The following is a 25,379-nucleotide window of genomic DNA, read 5'->3' on the forward strand; positions in this document are numbered from 1 at the left end:
AGGAGGAGACCCCAGTGGAACTCGCACTGCACGGAAGGAAACTGCTCGTCACGGGCGGCACCCGCGGCATCGGCCGGGGCATCGTCCTCGCCGCGGCCCGGGCGGGCGCCGACATCCTCACCTGCCACCGGCAGGAGAGCGAGGCCGTCGACAGCCTGATCGCCGCGCTGAAGGAGACCGCCGGCGACCACCACGTGATCCGCGCGGACCTCGGCGAGACCGCCGAGGCCGACCGTCTCGTCGGCGAGGCCAAGGACCGCTTCGGACGGCTCGACGGCATCGTCAACAACGCGGGCGTGATCAGCCACATCCCGTTCGCGGAACTGCCCGCCGAGGAGTGGGGGCGGATCCTCGACACCAACCTCACGGCCGCCTACCGGATCATCCAGCAGGCGCTGCCGCTGCTCGGCACCGGCTCCTCGGTGGTCAACATCGGCTCGCGCGGAGCCGCCGCGGGCATACCGCTGCGCGCTCACTACACCGCCGCGAAGGCCGCCATGATCGGGCTGACCCGTTCCCTCGCGAAGGAACTCGGCCCGCAGGGCATCCGGGTCAACGTGGTCGCCCCCGGCGTCATCGAGACCGAGGCCTTCGCCGACATGCCCGCCGAGCGCGCCGCCGGACTGCGCGCCACCTACTCCCGGAAAACGGCCCTGGCCCGCCTCGGCACCGTCGAGGAACTCGCCGGACCGGTGCTGTTCCTGCTCTCCGACGCCGCCGCGTACATCACCGGCGAGACCCTCAACGTCGACGGGGGGATCTGACATGCCCGAGCCCGCCGAGAAGGTCTTCCGGGTCATGCTGCGCATGCAGATCAAGTCCGGCATGGAGCACGAGTTCGAGAAGGTGTGGCAGGAGGTCGGCGACTCGGTCACCACCCACCCCGCCAACCTCGGCCAGTGGCTGTCCCGCAGCGCCGAGGAGGACGGCATCTACTACATCGTCAGCGACTGGGTCGACGAAGCGCTGTTCCGCGAGTTCGAGACCAGCGACCGTCACCTGGAACACCGTCAGAAGCTGCACCCGTACCGCAGCGGCGGCTCCATGACGACCATGCACGTCGTCGCCGCCCTGGCCGGCGCCGCGTCGTGACCGCCGGCGCCATCGAGGTGGTGCTCTACCACCTGAGCGACGACCCGGACCGGGTGCTGCCCGCCTACCACGAGGCCAGCCGCCGGATGGCGGGCACCGCCGGCCTGCTCGGCAACAAGCTGCTGCACGCGCTCGGCGAACCGCGCTCCTACGTCGTGGTCAGCCGCTGGACCGGCTGGGAGGCGTTCACCGCCTGGGAGAGCGGGCCCGCCCACAAGGACCAGACCGCACCGCTGCGGCCGCTGCGCGACACCGCCCGGGACCGGCCCTTCGAGATCTACCGGGAGCTCGCCAGCTATCCGGGGGACCGGGTAGTCACCCCCGCCGCCGACGTCACGGAAGGAGTCTGAGCATGGCACGCACGGACGCCCGGCAGGCAGCCCCGCCGGCCGACCTGTTCACCCCGGCCTTCCACCAGGACCCGCACGAGGCGCTGGCCGGCCTGCGGCGCACCGCGCCCGCCGTGCCCGTCATGACACCGAACGGCCTGCGCACCTGGCTGGTCACCGGACACGAGCACGCCCGGGCCCTGCTGGCCGACCCCCGGCTGAGCAAGGACATGCGGGTCGGCCGGGACCTCATCCCGCGGAACTTCGCCGACCCCGGCAAGCGGCAGGAGTTCCTCGCGGAGTCGGGGGAGCGCAGCCAGTTCCCGCACGTCCTCAGCGTGCACATGCTGGACAGCGACCCGCCGGACCACACCCGGCTGCGCCGGCTCGTCGGCCGGGCCTTCACCGCGCGCCGGGTCGAGTCCCTGCGGCCGCGCATCACCGAACTCACCGACGAACTGCTGGACGCCATGGCCCGGCACGAGCGGCTGGACCTCATGGAGGCCCTGGCCTTCCCCGTGCCGTTCACGGTCATCTGCTGGCTGCTCGGTGTGCCCCCGGACGACCGGGCCGCTTTCCGCCGCTGGTCCAACCTGCTCGTCTCCGGCGCGGGCACCGACGAGGTGCGCGAGGCCAGCGCGTCGATGATCACGTACCTGACGGAGCTGATCGAGGCCAAGCGGAACGAGCCGGCCGACGACATGCTCACCGACCTGGTGCACGCCCGGGACGCCGGCGACCAGCTGTCGTCCGACGAGCTGATCTCCATGGCGTTCCTGCTGCTGGTGGCGGGCCACGAGACCACCGTCAACCTCATCGGCAACGGCGCCCTGGCCCTGCTCACGCACCCCGGGGTGCGCGAGCAGCTCGCGGTGGACGCGTCGCTGTGGCCCGCGGCCGTCGAGGAGTTCCTCCGCTACGACGGTCCGGTGACCAACGCCACCTGGCGCTTCACCACCGAACCCGTCGAGGTCGGCTCCGTCACCATCCCCGAGGGCGAGTTCGTGACCATCTCGATCGGCGCCGCCGGCCGGGACCCCGACCGCTACCCCGACCCGGACCGCCTGGACATCACCCGCGTCCAGTCCGGCTCGGTCGCGTTCGGCCACGGCATCCACCACTGTCTGGGCGCCCCGCTCGCCCGGCTGGAGGGCCAGATCGTCCTCAGCCGCCTGTTCACGCGCCTTCCCGGGCTGCGGCTCGGCGCGGACGCGGACGAACTGCGCTGGCGCAGCAGCCTGATGATGCGCGGCCTCGAAGAACTGCCGGTGTTCACGGCATGAGCGCCGACCCCGCCCCGCCCCTACTGGAGGAGACACCCGTGGAACGTCAGGACACCGGGCCGGCACCCCGGACCACCGAACGCCCCGCCTGGGCCCCGCCGGAGGTCGACATCGACACCCCGAGCATCGCCCGGGTCTACGACCACTGGATCGGCGGCACCCACAACTTCGCGGTGGACCGGGAACTCGCCCGCAAGGTCGCGGCCGGCAACCCGGACCTCCCGGCCACCCTCAAAGCCAACCGCGCCTTCCTGCGCCGCGCGGTGCGCGAGCTGTCCGCGCTCGGCATACGCCAGTTCCTCGACATCGGCTCCGGCATCCCGGCCGAGGGCAACGTGCACGACGTGGCCCTCGCCGCCCACACGGACAGCACGGTCGTCTACGTCGACATCGACCCGGTGGCCGTCGCGCACGGCCGGGCGCTGCTCGCCGGCGAACCCCGGGCGGCCGTCTTCCAGGGCGACCTGTACAAGTCCCGGGAGATCCTGGAGGCGGAGGAAACCCGTCGGCTGATCGACTTCGACCGGCCGGTCGCGCTGATCCTCGCCGCCGTACTGCACTTCGTCCCGGACGGCGACAACCCGCTCGCCCTGGTGCGCCAGTACACCGAGCGGCTGGCGCCCGGCAGCGCCTTGGTGATCTCGCACGCCGGCGCGGAGGAGGTCCCGAGGACGGCGCCGGAGGCGGCCGAGCAGTACCGGGGCGCGGTGAGCCAGGTGATCTGGCGCGACAACCGGGAACTCGCCGCGCTGTTCGAGGACTTCGAGCTGGTGGCGCCCGGTGTGGTCCGGGCCCCGCTGTGGCGCCCCGAACCGGCCGAGACTCCCGACCCGGCGCTCGCCATGCTGGCCGGAGTGGCAGTCAAACCGGCCCGGTGATCTCCGGTGGACACGTCCCTCACCCCACAGGACTCCCCGCCGACCGCCACCACCTCCGCACCACCGCGGGCCGGTGACCGCGGGCCCGGCTTCGGCACACTGCTCGCCGTCGACCTGTGGGAGCGGTTCAGCTTCTTCGGGATGGCGGCGATCCTGGTCCTCTACCTGACCGCTTCCGAGGCGCGCGGCGGCATGGGCATGGCGCCGCAGTCGGCCACCGCGATCTTCGCGGCGTACATGTCTCTCAGCTTCATGGCCGGTCTGCCCGGAGGCTGGCTCGCCGACCGGGTGCTGGGCGCGCGCCGGGCCGTGCTGCTCGGCGGTGCGCTGATCACTTGCGGCCACGCGGTGCTGGCGGTTCCGGTGACGGGCTCGCTCTACGCCGGTCTGCTGCTGGTCGTCGCGGGGACGGGCCTGGTCAAGCCTGCCATGGCGGCCATGGTCGCAGCGGTCAGCGGGGACGGGGAGGGCCGCCGCGAGGCGGCCTTCTCCCTCTTCTACATGTGCATCCAGGTCAGCGCGCTCATCGCCCCCGTCGTCACCGGGCTGCTCGCCGAGCGCGTCGCCTGGCACCTCGGCTTCGCGGCGGCCGCCGTCGGCATGACGGCGGGACTGATTCAGTTCGCACTCGGCCTGCGCCGGTACGGGGACGTCGGCGCGCGTCCACCTCGCCCGGTGCCGCGCCCCGAGGCCACAGCGATGCTCCGGCGCGCCGCGTGGATCACCGGGGCGGTGGGCGCGCTCATGGTGGTGCCGGCGTCCTGCGGACTGCTGCCTCTCCCCGTGGTGCTCGCCGTCCTCGGCCTGACGACCGTCACCCTCCCGTTCTGGTACCTGAGCTCACTCCGCCGGGCCCATGCGCCGGGCACGGGCCACAGGCGCCGGCTCGCCGGCTTCACCGTGCTGATGGCGGCGTCGGCCGCCTTCTGGATGATCTTCGCGCAGAGCGGTTCGGTGCTCAGCCTCTTCGCCGAGCGTCACACCGACCGGGACCTGCTCGGCTTCGAGGTCCCCGCCAGTTGGTTCCAGTCCGTGCATCCGCTCTTCGTCCTGCTGGTCGCCCCGCTCTTCGCCCGGCTCTGGCCACGGGTGCCGCGTGTGGACGTGCCGGTCAAGTTCGCGGGCGCGCTGATCGCGGCAGGCTCCAGCTTTGTGCTGATGGCGGTCGCGGCCACGCTCGCCGAGCACGGCCCGGTCGGCCCCCACTGGCTGCTGCTGGTCTACCTGCTGTACTCCTGCGGCGAGATCGCACTCGCCCCCGCGGGTCTGGCGCTCGCCGCAGCGGTGGCCCCACCCGGCAGCACCAGCCGCCTGCTCGCCGTGAACGGCCTGTTCGGCGCGGTGGGAGTGGTCGTGGGAGGCCAGCTGTTCCGGCTGACCACGGTGCTGACGCCGGCGACATACTTCCTGCTGCTCGGCATCTTCGTCCTGGCAGTCGGCACGACGATCGCCCTCGGCGCCCCCCGCCTGCGCGTACTCCTGGCCCTCCCGGCGGACCCTGGCACCTGAGCCCCAGGACCCGGAGCCCTCAGCCCAGACGGGCCGCCTCCTCAGTCAGGGCCGCTCCAGTCGAAGGAGAAGTGCTTGCTCGACTTGCCGGAGCGTTCCCAGGTGAAGCCGAACGCGTCGGCGCGGTCGACCGTCGCCCGGCCCCACGTGGCGACCTGGCCCGGCCCGACCTCGGCGCCCGGGGCGTTGTGCACCTCGACGCGAGCGCCGTCCGGCGTGGTCGGGCCGGTGAGAGCCTCGGCGCTCGCCGTGACACGGCCCGGGATCTCGGCTCGCCAGGTGGCGAGGTCCTCGTCGATCTCCACGACGATGGGGGCGATGTCCATGCCGCGCATCTCCGGGTGGAACATCTCCCCGAACTGGGCCGGCCATCCGCCCGCCTCACCGCCGAAGACGGCCCCGAGCGCGGCCCGCTGCTCGTCGTCGGCGCGTTCGTCGAGGAAGACCGCGGCGTAGGGCTCGGTGTGCGTGCCGGCCCACGGGTTGCCCTCGAAGGAGCCGAGCATCAGGACGTTGAGACCGTCGAGCCGTAGGTCGCCGAAGGTGCCTTCCCGGATGTGCCAGACCAGTACGCCTTCGCAGTCGCCGTAGGTCGGGGGCTGCGCGAACGTGCAGGGGCAGGGTATGGCGCACTTGCACACATCGAACCAGTCGCCGGCCAGGTGCCAGCGTGTGCCGGTGGTGGCCTGCTCTGTCATCTCGCTTCCCTCCTGCCGAGCCCGAAGGGGCTCACTCGGAGTGGCGAGACCGCGTGTCCCGAGTCCGCTCCCGGGATCGGGAGGGTGGCCTCCCTTCCAGCTTGCACCTCACGCCCCGGGCGGGAAACCGTTCCACGTCGGCAATCGTGCCTCTGGCGACTCGATGACGGCCGGAGAGCGGTGGGACTCGGGATCACATGCCGTCCATGGGCGGCATCGAGCCCTGCAGCCCCGGCAGCAGCCAGTCCTGAAACGGTGCGAGCACGGCCAGGACGAGGAAGGCGACACCCACGACGCCGGAGAGAAGCAAGCCGCGGGACCACAGCTTCTCCGCGAAGACGACCAAGGCCAGTCCGGCCATCGCCGCCACGTTCATCACGCCGAGGGGTATGAGGACGACCATCAGCCCGGCGCAGCAGCCGACGCAGTAGGCGCCGTGGTGGACGCCCACCCGCAGGTCGCGGGCGGGTCGCCGGAAGCCGGCGTAGCGCACCAGATGACCCAGCGGGTCGCGGCAGTGCCGCAGGCAGACGTGCTTGAGCGGCCCGAGCTGATACAGGCCGGCGAGCAGGAAGGCGATCGAGCCGATCCAGCGTCCGGCGGTCGGATGGTCGTCCACCAGGTCGCCGGTGAGGGCGAGGGCCCCGTAGGCGAGCAGCCCGAAGGCCGTCCACACCAGCAGATATCCGCCCACGAACTCGATGGTGCGGGCGGCCCGGGTCCAGCCGGAGGACTGCCGTCCGATACCTCGCACCCAGGTGATGGCCACCGGTGCCATGGACGGCAGCATCATGGCCGCCATCATCGTCACCCAGAGCAGCAGGAACAGGGGGAGCGCCATCCCCATGGTGCCGGGTTCGACCCCCATGTCCTGGGCCTGCCCGACGGTCAGCGCCCATGCCGGGACCGCGATCACGACGACGAGGGCCCATCCGGCGAGGAGATCCCGCGTGGGCAGCAACGTCCCGCCCGATCCGGTCGGGGCGGGCGACCGGGAGGGTACGAACGCGGTAGCCCAGCTGCCATGCATCGGTGTCGCCTCCTGCGGCTGCTTCCAGCACAGCACAGCGACATCTGCGACGCGACCGGGCCGAGGGGGCTACGACAGCTCCCCACCGATCTCCTCTCACCGCATGACTGCACGATGCTGCACGGTGGTCGCTCTGGCGGGCGGGAAATGCACCTGATTCACACGATGAGTGACTGTTTCGGCCGTAGGTTGGCGGGGACTCGCACCGCACGCCGCCGGAGCACCGGTGCTCCGCCCGGCGGACCGGGCGAAACAACCGTTCTCTTTTCTTCCAGGTGAACGCCTCGCGCACGCGTGCCGAAACCACGGACTCCGTCCTCGCAAGCTCGAGAGTCGTCAGCCGCTCCGGCACCACTCCGGGCGGGCCTTCCTCACCCGCGGTCGGCCGCCTGGACGCGGATCGCGCGGATACGCCGGCGTTGCCACCTGTGGGGCCGTGGGCCCCCTGAAGCGGCCCGCCTACCGTTCACCTCACCTCATCGCACGCGACGCACGCGAGGAGCACTGATGACTACAGACACCCGTTCCACCTCCAGCCTGCGACACGATCCGCTCGTGCGTGGCCTCGGCTGGGCCAGTGCGGCCCTGGGCGTGCCCCAGGTCGTCGCCCCGGCGGGCTTCGCGCGGGCCCTGGGCGTGGGCGACGCCCCCCGGCACCGAACGGCCACGACGGCCGTCGGCGTGCGCGAACTGGCGGCGGCGGCCGGGCTGCTGGGACGGCCGCATCCCGTCTGGCTCTGGGGTCGCGTCGGCGGCGACCTCATGGATCTGACGATGCTCGGCCGGGCCTTGAAGAACCACGACGGTCGAGGCCTCGGACGCACCGTCGCTGCGACGGCCGCGGTCACCGCCATCACCGCCACGGACGTCTACGCGGCCGTGACCCGCACGCGTAGGAGCAGCCCCATGGAACTGACCGCGGCCACCACCGTCACCCGGTCCCCGGACGAGGTGTACACCCTCTGGAAGGACCTGGAGCGACTGCCGGAGTTCATGGTGCACCTGGACGAGGTGCGCGTGACCGGCCCGCGCACCAGTCACTGGCGCGCCGGCGCGCCGTTCGGCAGGACCGTCGAATGGGACGCCGAGATCACCCAGGACGTCCCGGGCCAACTGATCGCGTGGCGCTCGGTGGACGGTGCCGACATCGACAACTCCGGCGAAGTCCGTTTCGTGCCGGCCCCAGGCGGCCGGGGCACGGAGATACACGTGTCCCTGCGCTACGACCTGCCAGGGGGGCCGCTGGGCCAGGCGGCGGCGCGCTACTTCGGCGAGGAGCCGCACCAGCAACTGGACGACGACCTTCGCCGCTTCAAGCAGATCGCGGAAATCGGTGAGGTCGTCCGCTCCGAGGGCGCACCCGGCGGCAAGCGGGCCCGGGGCGAATTCCCGCAGCACCCCGCCCGACCGCTGACCGAGGACGAACTGAAGGAGGCCCTGTCATGAAGGCCAACTGCTGGACGGGACGCAACTCGGTCGAGGTGCAGGACGTCCCCGACCCCTCGATCCTGAACAGCCGCGACGCCATCGTGAAAATCACCTCCACGGCGATCTGCGGCTCCGACCTCCATCTGGTCGACGGCTACGTGCCCACCATGGAGAAGGGCGACATCCTGGGCCATGAGTTCATGGGAGAAGTCGTCGAGGTCGGCTCCGGCATCAGCGACGGCAAAGTGCGCGTCGGCGACCGGGTCGTGGTGCCCTTCCCCATCGCCTGCGGCGCTTGTGCGTCCTGCCGCGCGGAGCTGTACTCGTGCTGCGAGAACAGCAACCCCAACGCCGGCATCTCGGAGAAGATGTTCGGTCATCCCACCTGCGGCATCTACGGGTACTCCCATCTCACCGGCGGCTTCGCCGGCGGCCAGGCCGAGTACGCGCGGGTGGTGCTCGCCGACACCAACGCCCTCAAGATCGAATCGGACCTGAGCGACGAGCAGGTGCTCTTCCTGTCCGACATCCTCCCGACCGGTTTCATGGGCGCCGACATGTGCGACATCGAGGAAGGTGACGTCGTCGCCGTCTGGGGCGCCGGGCCGGTCGGCCAGTTCGCCATGGACAGCGCCCGGGTCCTGGGCGCGGAGAAGGTCATCGCCATCGACAAGGAGACCTACCGCCTCGACATGGCCGCCGCCCAGGGCTACACCACCATCAACTTCGAGGACACCGACGTACGGTCCGCCCTGCTCGAACTCACCGGCGGCCGTGGCCCCGACAAGTGCATCGACGCGGTCGGCATGGAGGCCACACACGGGGCTTCCCACATCCACCTCTACGACCGCGCCAAGCAGGCGGTCCGCTCCGAGACCGACCGGCCGCACGCCCTGCGCCAGGCCATCATGTCCTGCCGGAGCGGCGGCGTGGTCTCGGTCATCGGCGTCTACGGCGGGATGATCGACAAGTTCCCGGCGGGTGCCTGGATGAACAGGTCACTGACCCTGCGGACCGGCCAGTGCCACGTGCAGAGGTACATGCAACCGCTGCTGGCCATGATCGAGCAGGGCAAGATCGACCCCACCCGGATCATCACCCACCGCCTGCCCCTGACCGAGGCACCGACCGGCTACGACCTGTTCAAAAACAAGAAGGACAACTGCGAGAAGGTCGTCCTCAAACCGTGAGGAAAGCACCGACGAACTGCGGCACCAAAAGCCCGTGACGCCCCCAACGGCTACGCGTTCTCCGGCCCGGCCCCTGGTCACCAGGGTCGGACTGTCGGCTCCCGGACTGAGACCGATCGACATGGCTGCTGTCATCGTCCCTGCGGAGGCGTCGGCCACGCGGCCCCCTCAACTGCCGCGTCGAGGAGATCCCCGAGCCGATGCCAGGCGCCCGGGCCGGCGTGCGACATGGGGCTTGCCGCGAACCGTTGCCACGCCTCGTCACTGTCTCCGAGCGCCTCGGTGACGTAGGCGGCGACTGCGGGATGAGTCGTGTCGTAGCGCGGGCCACGGGCCTTCAGCGCTGACCAGGCAGGCAGCAGCCGGAGCAACTCCGCAGAGCACTCGGGCCGGGCCAGCATGATCTCGGCCCAGCGTCCACGAAGGTCTGGTCCGCCGCCCAGGCGCCTACGCAGGTGCAGTGTCAGATCGAGCAGTGTGTGCTGTGGGGCGGAGTGGCGGGCCAGCACGTCGTCGAAGGTGAGGGACTTCCGGTAGGAGCGGGCGGCGAAGGAGAGCAGGGCCTCCTCGACGAGCGTGTCGTTGCCCGTGTGCCGGTCGAGGTAGGCGGCGAGAACGTTCTCGTCGGCGTCCGCCAGCTTCTTGAAACCGATGTCCTGCGGGTCGCCGAGAGAGGCCGTGCGTCGGCCCGGCAAGGCGGGGACGGGATCGGTGATGAGCGGCATGATGGTGGCGATCAGCTCATTGGCCCGTCGGTTCTCCTCCCACGCGGAACGGCCGGAGGAGGAGTAGTCGCGCGCACCGGACCGGGCGGACAGGGCCCGCCTGGTTTCCTGCACCATGAGACGTGCTTTCTGCCGCGCCTCGTCCGGGACTTCGGGGAGATGTACAAGCAGGGCATGCAACCAGCCGAGATCACGCACGACCGGATGGCGCGAATCGGGGTCCGGCTCCCAGAGGCTCAAGGCAGTAAGGGAAATGGTCGCGAACCGAGTGCCGAGGTCGGCGACGAGCTCTTCGGACGCCAGCCATTCCCGGGGCCGTCCGAGACGCCGGGCCTCGCTGGGGTTGAGGAGGAACCGCCAGGTTTGCCTGCTTGCGCGCTCCACCCAGGCGACAGCGGAGCGGCAGGCCATGGTCTGGATGTACCCGGACTGCATCTCCTCGTCGAGGAATCGCTCCACGTAGTCCCGCTCCTCCTGGGACGCAGCCGCCAGCTCCTCGGCGTAGCGCTCCCGTGCTTGCGCGGGCGTGAGCCCGTCCCGGCAGGACCGGGAGATCCGGGTGAGCAGGACCGCTCGATCGAAGCGCTCCAGGTCATGTGCGGCGACTTCCTCGAGCAAGGCCGGTTCGACGTGCCACGGCAAGGAACTCAGCAGGTGCTCGCGCACCACGCGATCGGCGGCGGGGTGCTGCGCGGACCAGGCCAGCAGGGGGCGGTGATGCTCCTTCTGCGCCCGGAGGATGCCGGACCACATGTTGTCCCAAGCATCGGATGCGGCGCGGTGGCGCTCCAGCCACGCCTCGACGTCTTCTTCGCCGTCATGCTTGTCCGGCCCGGACGGGAGGCAGTCGAGGGCTGCGACGAACACGTCCTCGTGCAAGCCGTGTTCACCGAGTACGAGCTGGGCGGGCGTCGGAGCGGTGAGCAGTTCGGGGGTGATGGTCAGGCCCGTTGCCGAGCGGCGGTGGAGCTCGGCAACGACGGCGCGGATGAGTGCTGCCCCACTCTCTCTCCGGCCAAGCCCACCGAGCTGCGCCTCAGTGCACTCTCGCAGAAGTCGCACCCTTTCTTCGTCCGGGCAGGCGGGGTGCGACAGGGCGACACAGGCCAACTCCATGTGGCCGGGCGTCCTATACGGCTGCGGTTCGCGATTCAGGTCGCTCTCCACCGCCGTGGCCAACAGCCACTCGGGTGCCGACTGCGCGAGCGGTCCCGTGAGCAGGGCCATGAGCAGGCCGTCCCGGTCCGTGCCCTGGGGCGCCGTGCGTATCGCCTCGACAGCCATGCGCGTGGGCGGGGAGTCGCCGGACGTCTGTGCGATGACCGTACGGAGGAAATCGAAAGGCAGGGACGTACGTGATTCCGCCGCGGCCATCGGACTCCAATCTCCGACACCGTGCCTCTGGCCTCTGATCGGACCCACCCGGGCACGGTGGTGTACCAGGTGTGGGCGTCAATCATGCCGAAAGGGACTGACAGTGAGGGCGGTTACCGACATACGGGCCTGGAGGGGCCCGCGGGGCGGGTTGGTTCCGGGAGTTCGGCATGGCGCCGACGTCCCTACATCTGATGTGACAGGTCATCCACCAGAAGGTCGAGAGTGGCCTCCTCATGGAGTGCGACGCCGAGGGCGGTCATGGCCCGGCGCCAGCAGCGTTCCGCAGAACACCCGCATGATCGCGACGTGCTCCAGCCGCTCGGGCGCGCTGAGATACGTGTACGCGTCCAGCCGCCGTCGCGCCCCCTCGTCGGCGTCCTGACCTGCACCGGATGGTGATGCCCCCAAGTCCGCGAGGTTACGCGGCGCAGCCGGGTACCGCCGGTGAGTGGCCGAAAATGCCGCGGACGAGTGCCAAGCCCCCTGAATGGGCCCTTCGGCTTCTGCGCCGAGTGGCTTCCAGGAGAATGGGGTACGTTCGGCCCGTATCGGCAGGGGTGGAAGGAGGCGCGCGGTGTCGTACGAACCCAAACTCGCCGCGGCACTCTCCGGCGCGACGCTGCGCCAGCTCTCCCACTGGCGCCGAGCCTCAGGGCCCAAGGATGCCGTGCTCGTGCCCGAGATCTCCAGCGAGAGGCCGATCCTCTACTCGTTCCGCGACGTTGTCGCACTCCGCATCTGTGTGCAGCTGCGCGAAGAGGCTTCGTTGCAGAAGATCCGCCGTGCGCTGAACACACTCCGGGAAGACCTCGGCGAGTGGAAGCACCTGTCCTCGTACAAACTCGTGGCGGGCCCGGACACCATCTACCTGGCCGAGCCCGACCACGCCGTGGACCTGATCAAGGGGGGCAACGTGGTCATCCACCAGATGGTCGATGTTCTGGCTCCCTTCTACAAGGATGGCCGCAGCATTCCTGCCTTGCTCACCCCCCGTGAGCACGTCGCGGTCGACGAGTCGGTCCGAGGTGGGGAACCGGTCATCCAAGGCACGAGGATCCCCGCGTCATTGCAAGCGGGGCCGGGAATGACTCGGTGTCGCTGACCGGGCTTCCCTACTGGCTCCCGATCGCCGGGTCACGCGGCGGTGGGGCGTGGGCTGCCGTGGAAGACCTGGCTGGTGTGCCAGGAGCGGTGGGCTGCCGCGATGGGCGGGGTGCCGGGTTGAGGGCCTATGAGCGGACGGCCGGCGAGCGCGGTGACCTGCTCGCGGGCAGTCGGGCTGCGGCCGATGAATTGCCGAGAGACCAGGATGCGGTGGCCGTCGCCTATGCCGAGGACGCCCTTGTCGAAGAGTTTGTGGTGCAGCGAGCACAGGCACAGTCCGTTGTCGACGTCGTCCGGGCCGTCGAACGCCCACCAGCGCACGTGTGCGGCCTCCAGCCCGACGGGCGCCGTGGCGATCATCCCGTCGTAGCCGCAGAAGGCGCACTGGTACTCGTACGCGGTCAGGACCATCTCCCGCATCCGTCGGTTTCGAAGCCGTCGCCCGGGTGTTGCCAGGGCATCGGTCTCCGCCAGTTCCAGTTCCAGGCCCACCGCGTCGCATAGGTCTTGGTGCAGCGACGCCGGAAAGTGCAGATCCAGCAGCACCCTCGCCATGCGGCCGAGAAGGGACGGTTCCCGCCGCAGCGCCACCTGAAGGTCCGGGGCCAGCCGCCCAGTGGCTCGGCTGGCCCGGAGCTCCCGCACCCCGGTGCCCGGGCTGCTGGCGCCGTGCTCGGTCCGCACTTCCCACACTCCGTCGCTGACCAGATGGTGGAAGGGATAGGCGGGCGTGGTCGCGCGCGGCGGACCGTACTCCACCAGCAGTTGCTTCAGATCCGACTCCACCGCGCTGTACGGCAACTCGTCCGCGGCATCCGCCTGAAAACGGCCCAGCGCGTACAGCAGCAGCAACGGCTTGTGCGGCGCCCGCACCCCGTCTCGGCTCCACTGCCTCAGCTTCGCGGCACGCTCCAGCCAGTCCATGACGGTGATCGTAGTGACGCTTTGCCGCACATCATGCTGTCGGGGCCACAACTCCTCCTGCGCGCGCGGCAGGCGCACCGGCTTCGCCCACGTGCCGCCCGGCCCGCCATTCCAGTGCCTGGGGCTCTTCGGTGAACTCGATCAGATGTTGTCCTGCGAACCGTTGAAGCGCGTCCCGCACCTCCGCCAGGGTGGCATAGAAGAACTCCTTGCGGCTGTTGACCTGGTTGACCCGCCGGGAGGCGAACTGCCGGTGGAGTTCCGTCTCCAGGCCGACCGCGTCCTTGCCGACGAGCACTGGGCGTACCGCGCGAGTGTGGAGGCTGTTCGCGTGGGTGGCACCGTGGCGGGTCTGGCTGGGCCCCTTCTTCCTGAGCATGGTCACCAAGCCCCGGTTCCTGAGCGCGCGAGCCGTGGCGGCGAGCTCGGGGCTAGGAGGAGGAGGAATGCCACTCCTCTGGAGCCAACCTGGGAACCGATCTCGAAGATCACACCCAGTTGGCTCCCAAATAGCTCCCACACAGGGCCACAACACAAAGCAGGCCCGGTGCTGATCTCTCAGTACCGGGCCTGACCTGCTATTACGGCTGTCGGGGTGGCGGGATTTGAACCCACGACCTCTTCGTCCCGAACGAAGCGCGCTGCCAAGCTGCGCTACACCCCGATGTCGCTGCTGTCGCGGCGACGACGTTTACTTTAGCCCACCGGTGGCTAGAGACGAAATCCGGTTTTGCCGCGGTGGCGGATGGGGTTCGGGCGGGCGTGGTCGAGGCCCACGAGGAGCACGGCCAGGGCGTAGAAGGAGAGGCCCAGGAGGAGGGCGTTGCCGAGAACGCGCTTGAAGCCGTCCTGGCCGACGTCCAGGAAAGGGTAGAGGTAGCGGTCGGGGGTCCCCGGGAGGAGCAGCTCTCCCCGGGTGAGGCAGAAGGCCAGGTAGGCCATGGGGTAGAGCAGCCAGGTGCTGGCATCGCGGAGATGCATGCGGCCGGGGGACGTGAGCAGGAGCCACTCCAGTGCCGCCATGATCGGGGTCACCGTGTTCAGCGCCGCGTGGGTGAGGGCCTGCCGGTCCGTCGGGGTGGCGCCCTCGCCGGTGAGGGAGAACGGGCTCGCCGCGTTCGCCAGGAGCAGGTGGTGCACCAGGGCCGCGATGACGACGTAGAGCAGCGTCGCGCCCAGTACGGCACCCGGCAGGGGCCGGCTCGCTGTCCATGCGCGGCGCGCCGAGAGTGCCATGACCAGCGCCAGCAGCAAGTTGCTCTGGATCGCGAAGGAGCTCAGGACCCGGGACGGGTCGCCGAGGAGCAGTTCGACAGTGACACCCGCGGTCGCCGCGAGGGCGATGAGCAGGCGGAAGGCCGCGGCCGCGGGGCGGCGGACCGGGGTGACGACGGCCGTGGCCGGCACAGGGGCGGGCTTCAGCGCCGGCGGGGACGGTATCGCTGGGAGGTCCGGGATGTCCCGGGGTATCGGGGCGGTCATGCCCCCACGCTGACAGAAACGGACATAGGGGGCGATGTGGGCGGGGCTGTGCGGGTTACGCACCCGGGCCGCTCCGCCCATGGACGTCTCACCTGGGCCGTCTCACCCGGGCCGGTCTGCCTGGACCTCTCCCGCGGGCCGCCTCACCCGGGCCGCCTCACCCAGGTCGGCCGCCCCTTCCCCCTACCTCCCCGAACCCTCGCGCCCCACCAACGTAAGCAACGTCGCCTCCGGCGGGCACGCGAACCGTACCGGGGTGTAGCGGTTCGTGCCGCAGCCCGCCGACACGTGGAGGTACGACGTGTTGCCTTCCGCCGTGTGCGTGGACAGGCCCTTCACCCGGTCCGTGTCCAGGTCGCAGTTGGTGACCAGGGCGCCGTAGAAGGGGATGCACAGCTGGCCGCCGTGGGTGTGGCCGGCAAGGATCAGGGGGTAGGCGTCGGCCGTGAAGGCGTCCAGGGTGCGCAGGTACGGGGCGTGTACGACGCCCATGGAGAAGTCCGCCGACTGGGACGGGCCGCCGGCCACCTGCGCGTAGCGGTCCCGCTTGATGTGCGGGTCGTCCAGGCCCGTGAGCTCCACCGAGCCGCCCTCGAGCTTGAGCTCGCCGCGCGTGTTGGTGAGGTTGAGCCAGCCCGCCGCGTCGAAACCGTCCCGCAGGTCCTCCCACGGGTTGTGCACGACGCCCTCGGCCGGCGCGTTGCCGTTGAGCCCGTGGCGGCCCTGGGCCTTCTCGAGGAGGTAGAGGGCGGGGTTGCGCAGCTTGGGGCCGTAGTAGTCGTTGGAGCCGAAGACGTACGCGCCGGGGAATTCCATCAGGGGGCCGAGCGCGTCCAGGACCTCCGGGACGCCCTCCGGGTCGGAGAGGTTGTCGCCCGTGTTGATCACGAAGTCGGGGCGCAGGCCCGCCAGGGACCGCAGCCAGCGCTGCTTCTTGCGCTGGCCGCCGACCATGTGGATGTCGGAGACCTGCAGTACACGCAGGGGACGCATTCCCGGGGGCAGGACCGGGACGGTGACCCGGCGGAGGCGGAAGGAGCGGGCCTCGAAGCCCGCCGAGTACAGCAGTCCGGCGGCGCCAGCCGCCGCGATTCCCAGGGTTACTCCATATCGCGCGCGCATACGACCATCGTGTCAGACCCGGGCCGTCGTCCGTGCCCGGGCGGTGCCCCGAAATCCCCTGACCGCGCCGGGCATTAGACGGCCGCCCCGCAAATCGAGGGGCGCCGCTGCTCCCGCACCTGCGACAATCGACCTCATGACCACGCTCAAGTCGAAGCTGCAGGAAGACCTCAACGTTGCGATCAAGGAGCGCGACGAGCTGCGCTCCTCGACGCTCCGGCTGACGCTCGCCGCGATCACCAAGGAGGAGGTCGCGGGCAAGGAGAAGCGCGAGCTCTCCGACGACGAGGTGCAGAAGGTGATCGCCCGGGAGGCGAAGAAGCGGCGTGAGGCGGCCGACGCCTTCGCGCAGGGTGGTCGCCCCGAGCAGGCCGAGCGGGAGAAGGCGGAGGGCGAGGTCCTCGCCACGTACCTGCCGCAGCAGCTGTCGGACGAGCAGCTTCAGGAGATCGTCGCCCAGGCCGTCGAGGAGGCGAAGGCTGCCGGTGCGGAGGGGCCGCGGGCCATGGGTGCGGTCATGAAGATCGTGAACCCGAAGGTGGCCGGGCAGGCCGAGGGCGGCCGCGTCGCCGCCGCGGTGAAGAAGCTGCTGGCCGGCTGACCGTCCAGTCGAAACGACGACGGCCCCCTCCCACCCACGCGGGTGAGAAAGACGGCCTCCTCCCGCCCATGCGGGTGAGAAAGACGGCCCTCTCCCACCACGCGGGTGAGAACGAAGACGGCCCCCAGCCACGCGGATGAGGACGAAGACGGCCCCCAGCCACGCGGATGAGGACGAAGACGGCCCCCAGCCACGCGGATGAGGACGAAGACGGCCCCTTCCCACCCACGCCGGGTGAGAGGGGGCCGTTTCGACGCGTCAGGTCAGTCAGGTCACGCCGCCGGCTCAGCCGAACCGGCCGCCGTTCCCGTTCCCCCCGCCGTTGCCCTGCCCCCGGATGAAGCCCTCCGGGATGGAGAACGAGGGCGTGGGCTCGTCGCCGCCTCCGCCGTTGTTGCCGCCGACCAGGCCGCCGATGAAGCCGCCGTCGCCGTCGTCGCCGTTGCCCCCGTCGTCCCGGCCGCCGTCCCCGTCGCCGTCACCGCGGTCCCGGGGCTTGCTGTCGGGGATGTGGACGGAGTTGAAGTTTTCGACGGGCTTGCCCTCCAGCGCGCCGGACATCATGTCGCCCCAGATCGGGCCGGGGACCTCGCCACCGAAGACCTTGCCGTACGGCCGGCCGCCGATGGTGATGCCGACCATCTTGCGCTTGTGCGCGGGGTCGCCGACCCAGACCGCGCCGGCCATGTTCGGCGTGTAGCCCACGAACCAGGCCGCGTAGCGCTCGTCCGTCGTACCGGTCTTACCGGCACTGGGGCGGCTGCCGAGGCCGGCCTTCTTACCCGTGCCGTCCTCGACGACGCCCTTCAGCAGCGCGTTGATCGTGTCGGCGGTGTTCTCCGACATCGCGCGCGAGCAGGTCGACTTCGGGACCTCCAGCGACGTGGTCTTGTCGCCGATCCGCCGGTTGACCGACTCGATGGCGATCGGCGTGCAGTACATGCCGCGCGAGGCGAAGGTCGCGTACGCGTTCGCCATGGTCAGCGGGGACATCTCCTGGGTGCCGAGGGCGATGGAGGGCACCTGCGGCATCTTGTCGCCGTCGGCCCGCACGACGCCCATCTTCTTGGCCATCGTCGTCACCGGGCAGATGCCGATGTCGCTGATCATCTGCACGTAGTAGGTGTTGACCGACTTGGCGGTTGCCTCCCGCATGTCGTACGGGCCGACCTCGGAGGAGTTCTCGTTCTGGAGCTTCGCGGGGCTGTTGGGGTCGTTCACCCACCGCTTGCCGTCGCAGGCCGAGACCGGGCTCGGGTACGCCATCCGGTACGGCGACGGGTACACCTTGTTCGCCGGCATGCCGTCCTCGAGGGCCGCGGCGGCCACGATCGGCTTGAACGTCGAACCGGGCTGGTAGCCCATGCCGCCGCCCATCGACTGGTCGACGGAGAGGTTGATCTGCGTCTCGTTCTTCTTGAAGCCGTACGGACGCGACTGGCCCATGGCGAGGATCTTGCCGGTGCCGGGCTGGACGATGGAGGCGGCGGTGGCCACCTCGTCGCTCTTGTAGACGTGGTCCTTGATGGACCGCTGCGCCGCGTTCTGGGACTGCGGGTCCATGGTCGTGCGGATGGTGAGGCCGCCCTGGTTCCAGATCTTCGCGCGCTGCTCCTTGGTCTTGCCGAAGACCGGGTCGGTCAGGAACACCTCGCGCACGAAGTCGCAGAAGAAGCCCGCGCCCTTGACCGCCGTGATGCAGCCGTTCTTGGGCTTGCTGACCTTCAGGCCGAGCGGTGCCTTCATCGCGTCGGCGGCCTGCGCCCGGGAGATGTCGCCGGTGGCCGCCATGCGCTGCAGCACGGTGTTGCGGCGCTTGGTGGCCTCCGCCTCGTCGTTGACCGGGTCGTAGCGGCTCGGCGACTGGACGATGCCGGCGAGCAGGGCCGCCTGCTCCAGGCTGAGGTCCTCGGCGGACTCGGAGAAGTAGCGCTGGGCGGCGGCCTCGACACCGTAGGCCTGCTGGCCGAAGAAGGTGATGTTCAGGTAGTTCTCGAGGATCTTCTTCTTGCCCAGCTCCTCCTCGACCTGGATCGCGTACTTGAGCTCGCGGATCTTGCGGCCGATGGTCTGCTGGGTGGCCTGCGCGACCTTCGTCGGGTCGTTGCCCGCCTCCTCGACGAAGACGTTCTTCACGTACTGCTGTGTCAGCGTGGAGGCGCCCTCGGAGACCCCGCCGGTCTGCGCGTTCTTGTTGAGGGCGCGCAGGACGCCCTTCAGGTCGACCGCGCCGTGCTGGTAGAAGCGCGAGTCCTCGATCGCGACGATCGCCTTCTGCATGTACGGCGAGATGTCCTTGAGGGGGACCACCGTGCGGTCGCGCGAGTAGACCGTGGCGATCTGGCCGCCGTCGGCGTCGAGGATCGTGGTGCGCTGACTCAGCGGCGGGGTCTTCATGTTGGCCGGGAGCTCGTCGAAGCTCTCGACCGATCCCTTGGCCGCCAGCCCCAGCGCGCCCACCGCGGGGAGCGCGATGCCGGCCAGCACGGCTCCCGCGAGGACACTGACACCGAGGAACTTGGCGGCCTGCTGCGTGGGAGACAGACCACCGCCCGAGCGCTTCTTTGGCATGAGGGCAGCCTACGTTCTCATTCGCCGGACAGGCGTATAGGCCTTGGCCTAAGCTGCTCTCAACTGTCACAGCAGCGAGGTCACGTATCAATACGTCCGGCGACCCCGAATCGTTCTGGGTGTTCTCCAACTTTTTTGTTGGGGGCGTGTCCGAATCCGCCTTGTGTGTCATACGGCGTCCGGTGTGACGCAACTGAACTGTCCCGTTTTGCCGGGAGAGTTACGTATGTCACCAGCTCACTCCCCCGGGTGATCTGCCGCTTACCCATAGTCCGTTCGGGCCATTCAAGATTGGGCCCGCTGGGGGTGTTGCGCTGTGCCCACCTTCCGTAACGTCCTCAACTGGCGGCGGTGAATATGCCGCTGCCGCCGTGGGGGAGCCTCGATTCGGGAGAGGACGGCGCCGGTATGGGCTGGGTAGTCGACTGGAGTGCGCAGGCGGCCTGCCGCACTACCGATCCGGACGAACTGTTCGTTCAAGGAGCAGCGCAGAACAGGGCCAAGGCGGTGTGCACCGGATGCCCGGTGCGCACGGAGTGCCTGGCCGACGCGCTCGACAACCGCGTCGAGTTCGGTGTGTGGGGAGGCATGACGGAGCGGGAGCGCCGCGCACTGCTGCGCAGGCGTCCCACGGTGACCTCCTGGCGCCGGCTGCTGGAGACGGCGCGCACGGAGTACGAGCGGGGGTGCGGTGTCCTGCCCCTCGACGACGACGAGATCTACGAGAACTACGCGGCGGTGAGCTGAGGAGTCCCTCCCTCCGGGGAGTTTCCCAGGTCAGGTCTGAGGGCCCTCCCCGGGCCCTTCGCCGTCACCTACGGGTTCTTCGCTCTCGCCGGGCCGTCCTCCGGGCACGCCCCTTGGGCACGCTCCTCGGGCAGGCGCGCCTCAGGCACTCGCCTCAGGTGACTCCGGCTCGTCGGCAGGGTCGGGCAGCTCGCGCTCGCCCGCCGCGAGGCGGTCGCCGATGTCGCGCAGTCCCGCGAGGTCGTGCACGTCGCCGGGGAGCGCGGCCACTTCCGTCACGGCCACCTCCGGGTGGAGCGCGGTGAAGCGGTCACGCGTGCGCTGCTCACGGGAGAGCAGCTGCATGCGATCGGCGTGCAGCCTCAGCAGGCCCGCGGTGAGCTGGTCGACGGACCGCTCGGGGTCCTCGGTGACCGCAGCGTGCTCGATGTCCTCGGCATGCCCGGCGCCTTCGGTGGGGGAGCCACCCTCGGGAGCCGATGCCGGAGTCGGAGCTGGTGTTCCGGACGTGGGAGAGTCTGAACTGTCGGGTGCGTCGGGGGAGTTACGAAGACTTGCTTTCCCGCCCTCCTGATCCACAATGCGGGGCTCTTCAAGATTTTCCGCGGCGGCGAGCGCCCGCTCGGCCGACAGCCGGTCGGCGCCGCTGCCGTGCACCCGGTTGAGCACCAGACCGGCGAGCGGCATGTCCTCCGCGGCCAGCCGCTCCACGAAGTACGCGGCCTCACGCAGCGCGTCCCGCTCCGGGGCCGCCACCACGAGGAACGCCGTGCCCGGCGCCTGGAGCAGCTTGTACGTCGCGTCGGCGCGCGTGCGGAAGCCGCCGAAGGTGGTGTCCATCGCGGACACGAACGTCTGGACGTCCTTGAGGAGCTGACCGCCGAGCAGCTTGCCGAGGGTGCCGGTCATCATCGACATCCCGACGTTCAGGAACTTCATCCCGGCGCGGCCGCCCAGCTTCGCCGGTGCCGTCAGCAGCCGGATCAGCCTGCCGTCCAGGAACGAGCCGAGCCGCTTGGGCGCGTCCAGGAAGTCCAGCGCCGAACGGGACGGCGGGGTGTCGACGACGATCAGGTCCCACTCGTCCCGGGCGCGGAGCTGCCCGAGCTTCTCCATCGCCATGTACTCCTGCGTGCCCGCGAAGCCCGCCGAGAGCGACTGGTAGAAGGGGTTGCCCAGGATGGCGGCCGCCCGCTCGCCGTCCGCGTGCGCCTCGACGATCTCGTCGAAGGTGCGCTTCATGTCGAGCATCATCGCGTGCAGCTCGCCGCCCGCGGAGTCGTCGATGCCCTTCACCCGGCGCGGGGTGTTGTCGAGGGAGTCGATGCCCATGGACTGGGCCAGCCGGCGGGCCGGGTCGATGGTCAGGACGACCACCTTGCGGCCCCGCTCGGCCGCGCGCAGGCCCAGGGCCGCCGCGGTGGTGGTCTTGCCGACCCCGCCCGACCCGCAGCAGACCACGATCCGGGTCTTCGGGTCCTCCAGCAGCGGGTCGATGTCGAGCAGGCGCGCGGGGGCGAGACGCGGGCGGGCCGGGTCGTGGGTGTGGGCCGGGTCCGAGCGACTCATGACATCCCCTGCTTCCGACTCATGACGGGCCTTGCCTGTCTGCCGCGGCTGGTGACGCGCGCTGCTTGCGTGCCGTGTCTGCCGCGGCTGGTGACACGCCCTGCTCGCATGCCGTGCCCGTCCTGGCTCGTGACGCGTGCTGCTCGCGTCTGCTGTCCGTGCCGGTTCGTGACACGCGCCGCTCCGTACCGGCTCATGACACGCCCTGCTCGCGCAGCTCACGGGCCAGCTCGTACAGCCCCGCCAGGTCCATGCCCTCGGCGAACAGCGGCAGTTCGTGCAGCGGCAGGGCCAGTTCGGCCAGCACCGCCCGCTGCTCGTGCTCCAGCGTGTACCGCTCGGCGTACTCCTCGGCCTGCGTGAGGAGCGGGGCCACCAGCCGCTCGGCGTGCCCGCCGCGCCGCGCCCCGCCGAGCCCCGCGGACGACAGGGACCTCGCGACAGTGGAACGCGGGACCGTCCGTACGAGTTCCAGGTCCGTCTCGTCCAACACCTCCGGCCGGACCATGTTCACGATGATCCGCCCCACCGGCAGCCGGGCCGAACGCAGCTCGGCGATGCCGTCCACGGTCTCCTGGACGGGCATCTCCTCCAGCAGCGTCACCAGGTGCACGGCCGTCTCCGGCGACTTCAGCACCCGCATCACGGCCTGCGCCTGATTGTGTATCGGGCCGATCTTGGCGAGGCCCGCGACCTCGTCGTTCACGTTCAGGAAGCGGGTGATCCGCCCGGTCGGCGGGGCGTCCATGACGACGTAGTCGTACGCGAACCGCCCGCTGCGCTCCTTGCGGCGCACCGCCTCGCACGCCTTGCCGGTCAGGAGGACGTCCCTCAGGCCGGGCGCGATGGTGGTGGCGAAGTCGATCGCGCCGAGCTTCTTCAGGGCCCGTCCGGCGCTGCCCAGCTTGTAGAACATCTGGAGGTAGTCCAGAAGGGCCAGTTCGGGGTCGATGGCGAGGGCGTACACCTCCCCGCCCCCGGGTGCTACCGCGATTTTCCGTTCCTCATAAGGCAGCGCCTCCGTTTCGAAGAGCTGCGCGATGCCCTGACGGCCCTCGACCTCGACGAGAAGCGTCCGCTTCCCCTCCGTGGCCAGGGCCAGCGCTAGGGCCGCGGCCACCGTGGTCTTGCCGGTACCGCCCTTGCCGCTGACGACCTGGAGCCTGCTCACGTATTCGAGCCTAACCAGTCCGTGCCCGAGCTACGCGGGAGGCTGTGGACAACCGGTGCGGTGGTGGGCCGCGTGGCCCCCGCCCGCCAGGGGCTAGAGTCGGCCGCATGACCAAGTGGGAATACTCGACTGTGCCGCTGCTCGTCCACGCCACGAAGCAGATTCTGGACACCTGGGGCGAGGACGGCTGGGAGCTCGTCCAGGTCGTGCCCGGGCCGAACAACCCCGAGCAGCTCGTGGCCTACCTGAAGCGGGAGAAGCAGTAGTGGGCGCCGTCGAGGCGAAACTGGCCGAGCTCGGCCTGTCCCTGCCCGCGGTGGTCCCGCCGCTCGCCGCCTACCAGCCGGCCGTGCAGTCCGGACCGTACGTCTACACCGCCGGGCAGCTCCCGATGGTGGACGGCAAGCTTCCGGTCACCGGCAAGGTCGGTGCGGAGGTGACCCCGGAGGAGGCCAAGGAGCTGGCACGCACGTGTGCGCTGAACGCCCTGGCCGCCGTGAAGTCCGTCGCCGGTGACCTGGACCGCATCGCGCGCGTGGTGAAGGTCGTCGGCTTCGTCGCCTCCGCCTCGGACTTCACGGGCCAGCCCGCGGTGCTGAACGGCGCGAGCGAGCTGCTCGGCGAGGTCCTCGGCGACAAGGGCGTGCACGCGCGCAGCGCCGTGGGCGTCGCGGTGCTTCCGCTGGACGCACCGGTCGAGGTCGAGATCCAGGTGGAACTCGCGTAACACCACGCCGCGCACCCGCCCGCGTCCTCTTCGATGGCCCCAGCTGCGGATTCCGTCCCCCGGGGCCTCTCGAACATCCGCCCGTCACGGGATAGCCTCGCGCCCATGGCGAACGGTCAGTGGTACCCCCCGGAGTGGCCGGACCGCATCCGCGCACTCGCGGCCGGCACCCTCACCCCGGTGGCCCCCAGGCGTGCGGCCACCGTCATGCTCCTGAAGGACACCGGCAGCGGCCCGGCCGTCCACATGCTGCGCAGACGCGCCTCCATGGCCTTCGCCGGAGGCGCGTACGCGTACCCGGGCGGCGGCGTCGACCCGCGCGATGACGACCACCAGGTCCGCTGGGCGGGCCCCACGCGCGCGTGGTGGGCCGATCGGCTCGGTGTCGACGAGACGGCGGCCCAGGCGATCGTCTGCGCGGCCGTGCGCGAGACGTACGAGGAGGCGGGTGTGCTGCTCGCCGGACCGTCGGCCGACTCGGTCGTCGGTGACACCACGGGAGCCGACTGGGAGACCGACCGGGCCGCCCTGGTCGCCCGGGACCTGTCCTTCGCGGAGTTCCTGGACCGGCGGGGACTGGTCCTGCGCTCGGACCTGCTGGGCGCCTGGGCCCGTTGGATCACCCCGGAGTTCGAGGCCCGCCGCTACGACACCTGGTTCTTCGTGGCCGCGCTCCCCGAGGGACAGCGCACCCGCAACGCCTCCACGGAGGCGGACCGCACGGTGTGGATCGCCCCGCGCGAGGCGGCGGCCGGGTACGACAAGGGCGAGCTGCTGATGATGCCGCCCACGATCGCGACCCTGCGCCAGCTGGCGGCGTACGAGTCGGCCGCCGGGGCGCTCGACGCCGCCCCGGGGCGCGACCTCACGCCCGTCCTGGCCACCGCCCGCCTGGTCGACGGCGAGCTCGTGCTCTCCTGGCCGGGCCACGACGAGTTCACCAAGCACATCCCGACCGGTGGAGCCACCGCATGACGGACGCAAGCGCCCTTCCCGGCCAGCCCCGCGGAGGGGTCCTCTCGGGGCCCGCCACCGCGCGGGCCGTCAACGTCCTGGCCCCCAACGCGTCGGCGATGACCCTGGACGGCACGAACACCTGGATCGTCTCCGAGCCCGACTCGGACCTGGCCGTGGTGATCGACCCGGGGCCGCTGGACGACGAGCACCTGCGCCGGGTTCTCGCCACGGCCGAACAGGCCGGCAAACGCGTCGCCCTCACCCTGCTGACCCACGGCCACCCCGACCACGCGGAGGGCGCCGCCCGCTTCGCCGAGCTGACCGGCACACGCGTGCGTGCCCTCGACCCGGCACTGCGGCTGGGCGACGAGGGCCTGGCCGCCGGAGAGGTGATCACGACCGGGGGACTGGAACTGCGCGTCGTGCCGACCCCCGGCCACACCGCCGACTCCCTCTCCTTCCACCTCCCTGCCGACCGGGCGGTCCTCACCGGCGACACGATCCTGGGCCGCGGCACGACGGTCGTGGCCCACCCCGACGGCCGTCTCGGCGACTACCTGGACTCCCTGCGCCGCCTGCGCTCCCTCACGGTCGACGACGGCGTCCGCACCGTCCTGCCGGGCCACGGCCCGGTCCTCGACGACGCCCAGGGCGCCGTCGAGTACTACCTCGCCCACCGCGCCACCCGCCTCGCCCAGGTCGAGACGGCCGTCGAGGACGGCTACCGCACCCCTCCACTGGTCGTCGCCCACGTCTACGCCGACGTGGACCGCTCCCTGTGGCCGGCGGCGGAACTGTCCGTACGGGCCCAGCTGGACTACCTGGAGGAGCACGGGCTCATCTGACCGTGCGCGGCCTCGCGGAT

The 25,379-nt window shown here is 70.6% G+C and carries 26 protein-coding genes and 1 tRNA gene; 15 read left to right on the forward strand and 12 right to left on the reverse strand.

What is annotated here, in order from left to right:
• The first annotated feature begins 14 nt into the window (after positions 1 to 14).
• Genes IGS69_RS18870 through IGS69_RS18895 form a run of 6 tightly spaced genes read left to right on the forward strand, consistent with a single transcriptional unit; the run spans position 15 to position 5,091 of the window.
• A complete protein-coding gene (locus IGS69_RS18870) occupies positions 15 to 764 on the forward strand; it encodes an SDR family NAD(P)-dependent oxidoreductase (RefSeq protein ID WP_190901345.1) in 750 nt (249 codons plus the stop codon).
• A 1-nt stretch (position 765) separates the two neighbouring features.
• Complete coding sequence (locus tag IGS69_RS18875) at positions 766 to 1,092, forward strand: antibiotic biosynthesis monooxygenase family protein (protein WP_190901347.1); 327 nt, start codon at positions 766 to 768, stop codon at positions 1,090 to 1,092.
• The gene (locus tag IGS69_RS18880; protein WP_232543571.1) at positions 1,089 to 1,442 is read left to right on the forward strand and encodes an antibiotic biosynthesis monooxygenase family protein; all 354 of its coding nucleotides are present in this window, start codon (positions 1,089 to 1,091) and stop codon (positions 1,440 to 1,442) included. The genes IGS69_RS18875 and IGS69_RS18880 overlap by 4 nt, the downstream gene beginning before the upstream one ends.
• A gap of 2 nt (positions 1,443 to 1,444) precedes the next feature.
• Positions 1,445 to 2,704: a cytochrome P450 family protein gene (locus IGS69_RS18885; RefSeq protein ID WP_190901349.1), complete on the forward strand. Its 1,260-nt coding sequence runs from the start codon at positions 1,445 to 1,447 to the stop codon at positions 2,702 to 2,704.
• Between the two features lie 38 nt (positions 2,705 to 2,742).
• Positions 2,743 to 3,582, forward strand: coding sequence for an SAM-dependent methyltransferase (locus tag IGS69_RS18890; RefSeq protein ID WP_232543572.1), 840 nt, complete (start codon positions 2,743 to 2,745; stop codon positions 3,580 to 3,582).
• A gap of 6 nt (positions 3,583 to 3,588) precedes the next feature.
• Complete coding sequence (locus IGS69_RS18895) at positions 3,589 to 5,091, forward strand: peptide MFS transporter (RefSeq protein WP_190901353.1); 1,503 nt, start codon at positions 3,589 to 3,591, stop codon at positions 5,089 to 5,091.
• A 41-nt stretch (positions 5,092 to 5,132) separates the two neighbouring features.
• On the opposite strand, the gene IGS69_RS18900 is transcribed toward IGS69_RS18895, so the two are convergent.
• Both IGS69_RS18900 and IGS69_RS18905 read right to left on the reverse strand, forming a co-directional pair.
• A complete protein-coding gene (locus tag IGS69_RS18900) occupies positions 5,133 to 5,789 on the reverse strand; it encodes a DUF1326 domain-containing protein (RefSeq protein ID WP_190901355.1) in 657 nt (218 codons plus the stop codon).
• A 193-nt stretch (positions 5,790 to 5,982) separates the two neighbouring features.
• Complete coding sequence (locus tag IGS69_RS18905; protein ID WP_190901357.1) at positions 5,983 to 6,819, reverse strand: DUF2182 domain-containing protein; 837 nt, start codon at positions 6,817 to 6,819, stop codon at positions 5,983 to 5,985.
• Positions 6,820 to 7,326: 507 nt separating this feature from the next.
• On the opposite strand from IGS69_RS18905, the gene IGS69_RS18910 reads away from it, so the two are divergent.
• On the forward strand, positions 7,327 to 8,265 hold the full coding sequence (locus IGS69_RS18910) for an SRPBCC family protein (RefSeq protein ID WP_190901358.1): 939 nt from the start codon (positions 7,327 to 7,329) through the stop codon (positions 8,263 to 8,265).
• Entirely contained in the window at positions 8,262 to 9,437 is a 1,176-nt protein-coding gene (locus IGS69_RS18915) for a zinc-dependent alcohol dehydrogenase (protein ID WP_190901360.1), read from the forward strand. The genes IGS69_RS18910 and IGS69_RS18915 overlap by 4 nt, the downstream gene beginning before the upstream one ends.
• Before the next feature lie 131 nt (positions 9,438 to 9,568).
• Here the strand turns inward: IGS69_RS18915 and IGS69_RS18920 are convergent, their stop codons facing one another.
• Both IGS69_RS18920 and IGS69_RS18925 read right to left on the reverse strand, forming a co-directional pair.
• Entirely contained in the window at positions 9,569 to 11,536 is a 1,968-nt protein-coding gene (locus IGS69_RS18920) for a hypothetical protein (RefSeq protein WP_232543573.1), read from the reverse strand.
• A 234-nt stretch (positions 11,537 to 11,770) separates the two neighbouring features.
• Positions 11,771 to 11,947, reverse strand: a complete 177-nt coding sequence (locus IGS69_RS18925; protein ID WP_190904779.1) for a hypothetical protein — start codon at positions 11,945 to 11,947, stop codon at positions 11,771 to 11,773.
• A gap of 166 nt (positions 11,948 to 12,113) precedes the next feature.
• Here IGS69_RS18925 and IGS69_RS18930 point away from each other — a divergent pair, with 166 nt between their 5' ends.
• The gene (locus tag IGS69_RS18930) at positions 12,114 to 12,641 is read left to right on the forward strand and encodes a MerR family transcriptional regulator (RefSeq protein WP_232543574.1); all 528 of its coding nucleotides are present in this window, start codon (positions 12,114 to 12,116) and stop codon (positions 12,639 to 12,641) included.
• A gap of 32 nt (positions 12,642 to 12,673) precedes the next feature.
• Here the strand turns inward: IGS69_RS18930 and IGS69_RS18935 are convergent, their stop codons facing one another.
• The 5 genes from IGS69_RS18935 to IGS69_RS18955 form a co-directional block, all read right to left on the reverse strand.
• Positions 12,674 to 13,567 carry a phosphorothioated DNA-binding restriction endonuclease gene (locus IGS69_RS18935; RefSeq protein ID WP_190901364.1) on the reverse strand — a complete coding sequence of 298 codons (894 nt, stop codon included), beginning with the start codon at positions 13,565 to 13,567 and terminating at the stop codon, positions 12,674 to 12,676.
• 31 nt (positions 13,568 to 13,598) lie between these two features.
• Positions 13,599 to 13,946, reverse strand: a complete 348-nt coding sequence (locus tag IGS69_RS18940; protein ID WP_232543775.1) for a GIY-YIG nuclease family protein — start codon at positions 13,944 to 13,946, stop codon at positions 13,599 to 13,601.
• A gap of 211 nt (positions 13,947 to 14,157) precedes the next feature.
• Positions 14,158 to 14,231: transfer RNA gene (locus IGS69_RS18945), tRNA-Pro, on the reverse strand.
• Between the two features lie 47 nt (positions 14,232 to 14,278).
• Positions 14,279 to 15,049, reverse strand: a complete 771-nt coding sequence (locus IGS69_RS18950; RefSeq protein ID WP_190901368.1) for a Pr6Pr family membrane protein — start codon at positions 15,047 to 15,049, stop codon at positions 14,279 to 14,281.
• A gap of 183 nt (positions 15,050 to 15,232) precedes the next feature.
• A complete protein-coding gene (locus IGS69_RS18955; protein ID WP_190901370.1) occupies positions 15,233 to 16,171 on the reverse strand; it encodes a metallophosphoesterase in 939 nt (312 codons plus the stop codon).
• A 136-nt stretch (positions 16,172 to 16,307) separates the two neighbouring features.
• Here IGS69_RS18955 and IGS69_RS18960 point away from each other — a divergent pair, with 136 nt between their 5' ends.
• Positions 16,308 to 16,772, forward strand: a complete 465-nt coding sequence (locus IGS69_RS18960; RefSeq protein WP_190901372.1) for a GatB/YqeY domain-containing protein — start codon at positions 16,308 to 16,310, stop codon at positions 16,770 to 16,772.
• A 285-nt stretch (positions 16,773 to 17,057) separates the two neighbouring features.
• Here the strand turns inward: IGS69_RS18960 and IGS69_RS18965 are convergent, their stop codons facing one another.
• Positions 17,058 to 19,343, reverse strand: coding sequence for a transglycosylase domain-containing protein (locus IGS69_RS18965; protein WP_190901382.1), 2,286 nt, complete (start codon positions 19,341 to 19,343; stop codon positions 17,058 to 17,060).
• Between the two features lie 408 nt (positions 19,344 to 19,751).
• Between IGS69_RS18965 and wblA the strand changes: the two genes are divergently transcribed.
• A complete protein-coding gene (gene wblA, locus IGS69_RS18970) occupies positions 19,752 to 20,090 on the forward strand; it encodes a transcriptional regulator WblA (RefSeq protein ID WP_030846174.1) in 339 nt (112 codons plus the stop codon).
• 141 nt (positions 20,091 to 20,231) lie between these two features.
• Here wblA and IGS69_RS18975 read toward each other — a convergent pair whose 3' ends face one another.
• Positions 20,232 to 21,659, reverse strand: a complete 1,428-nt coding sequence (locus IGS69_RS18975) for an ArsA family ATPase (RefSeq protein WP_190901384.1) — start codon at positions 21,657 to 21,659, stop codon at positions 20,232 to 20,234.
• A gap of 193 nt (positions 21,660 to 21,852) precedes the next feature.
• Complete coding sequence (locus tag IGS69_RS18980) at positions 21,853 to 22,830, reverse strand: ArsA family ATPase (RefSeq protein ID WP_190901385.1); 978 nt, start codon at positions 22,828 to 22,830, stop codon at positions 21,853 to 21,855.
• 107 nt (positions 22,831 to 22,937) lie between these two features.
• On the opposite strand from IGS69_RS18980, the gene IGS69_RS18985 reads away from it, so the two are divergent.
• From IGS69_RS18985 to IGS69_RS19000, 4 genes are all read left to right on the forward strand, one after another.
• The gene (locus tag IGS69_RS18985; RefSeq protein WP_097218487.1) at positions 22,938 to 23,096 is read left to right on the forward strand and encodes a DUF4177 domain-containing protein; all 159 of its coding nucleotides are present in this window, start codon (positions 22,938 to 22,940) and stop codon (positions 23,094 to 23,096) included.
• Complete coding sequence (locus IGS69_RS18990) at positions 23,096 to 23,557, forward strand: RidA family protein (RefSeq protein WP_030846166.1); 462 nt, start codon at positions 23,096 to 23,098, stop codon at positions 23,555 to 23,557. The genes IGS69_RS18985 and IGS69_RS18990 overlap by 1 nt, the downstream gene beginning before the upstream one ends.
• A gap of 105 nt (positions 23,558 to 23,662) precedes the next feature.
• Positions 23,663 to 24,532, forward strand: a complete 870-nt coding sequence (locus IGS69_RS18995; RefSeq protein ID WP_190901387.1) for an NUDIX hydrolase — start codon at positions 23,663 to 23,665, stop codon at positions 24,530 to 24,532.
• On the forward strand, positions 24,529 to 25,359 hold the full coding sequence (locus IGS69_RS19000; RefSeq protein WP_190901389.1) for an MBL fold metallo-hydrolase: 831 nt from the start codon (positions 24,529 to 24,531) through the stop codon (positions 25,357 to 25,359). The genes IGS69_RS18995 and IGS69_RS19000 overlap by 4 nt, the downstream gene beginning before the upstream one ends.
• Positions 25,360 to 25,379: the final 20 nt, after the last annotated feature.

Source organism: Streptomyces tuirus, assembly GCF_014701095.1.
GTDB classification, from domain to species: Bacteria; Actinomycetota; Actinomycetes; order Streptomycetales; family Streptomycetaceae; genus Streptomyces; species Streptomyces tuirus.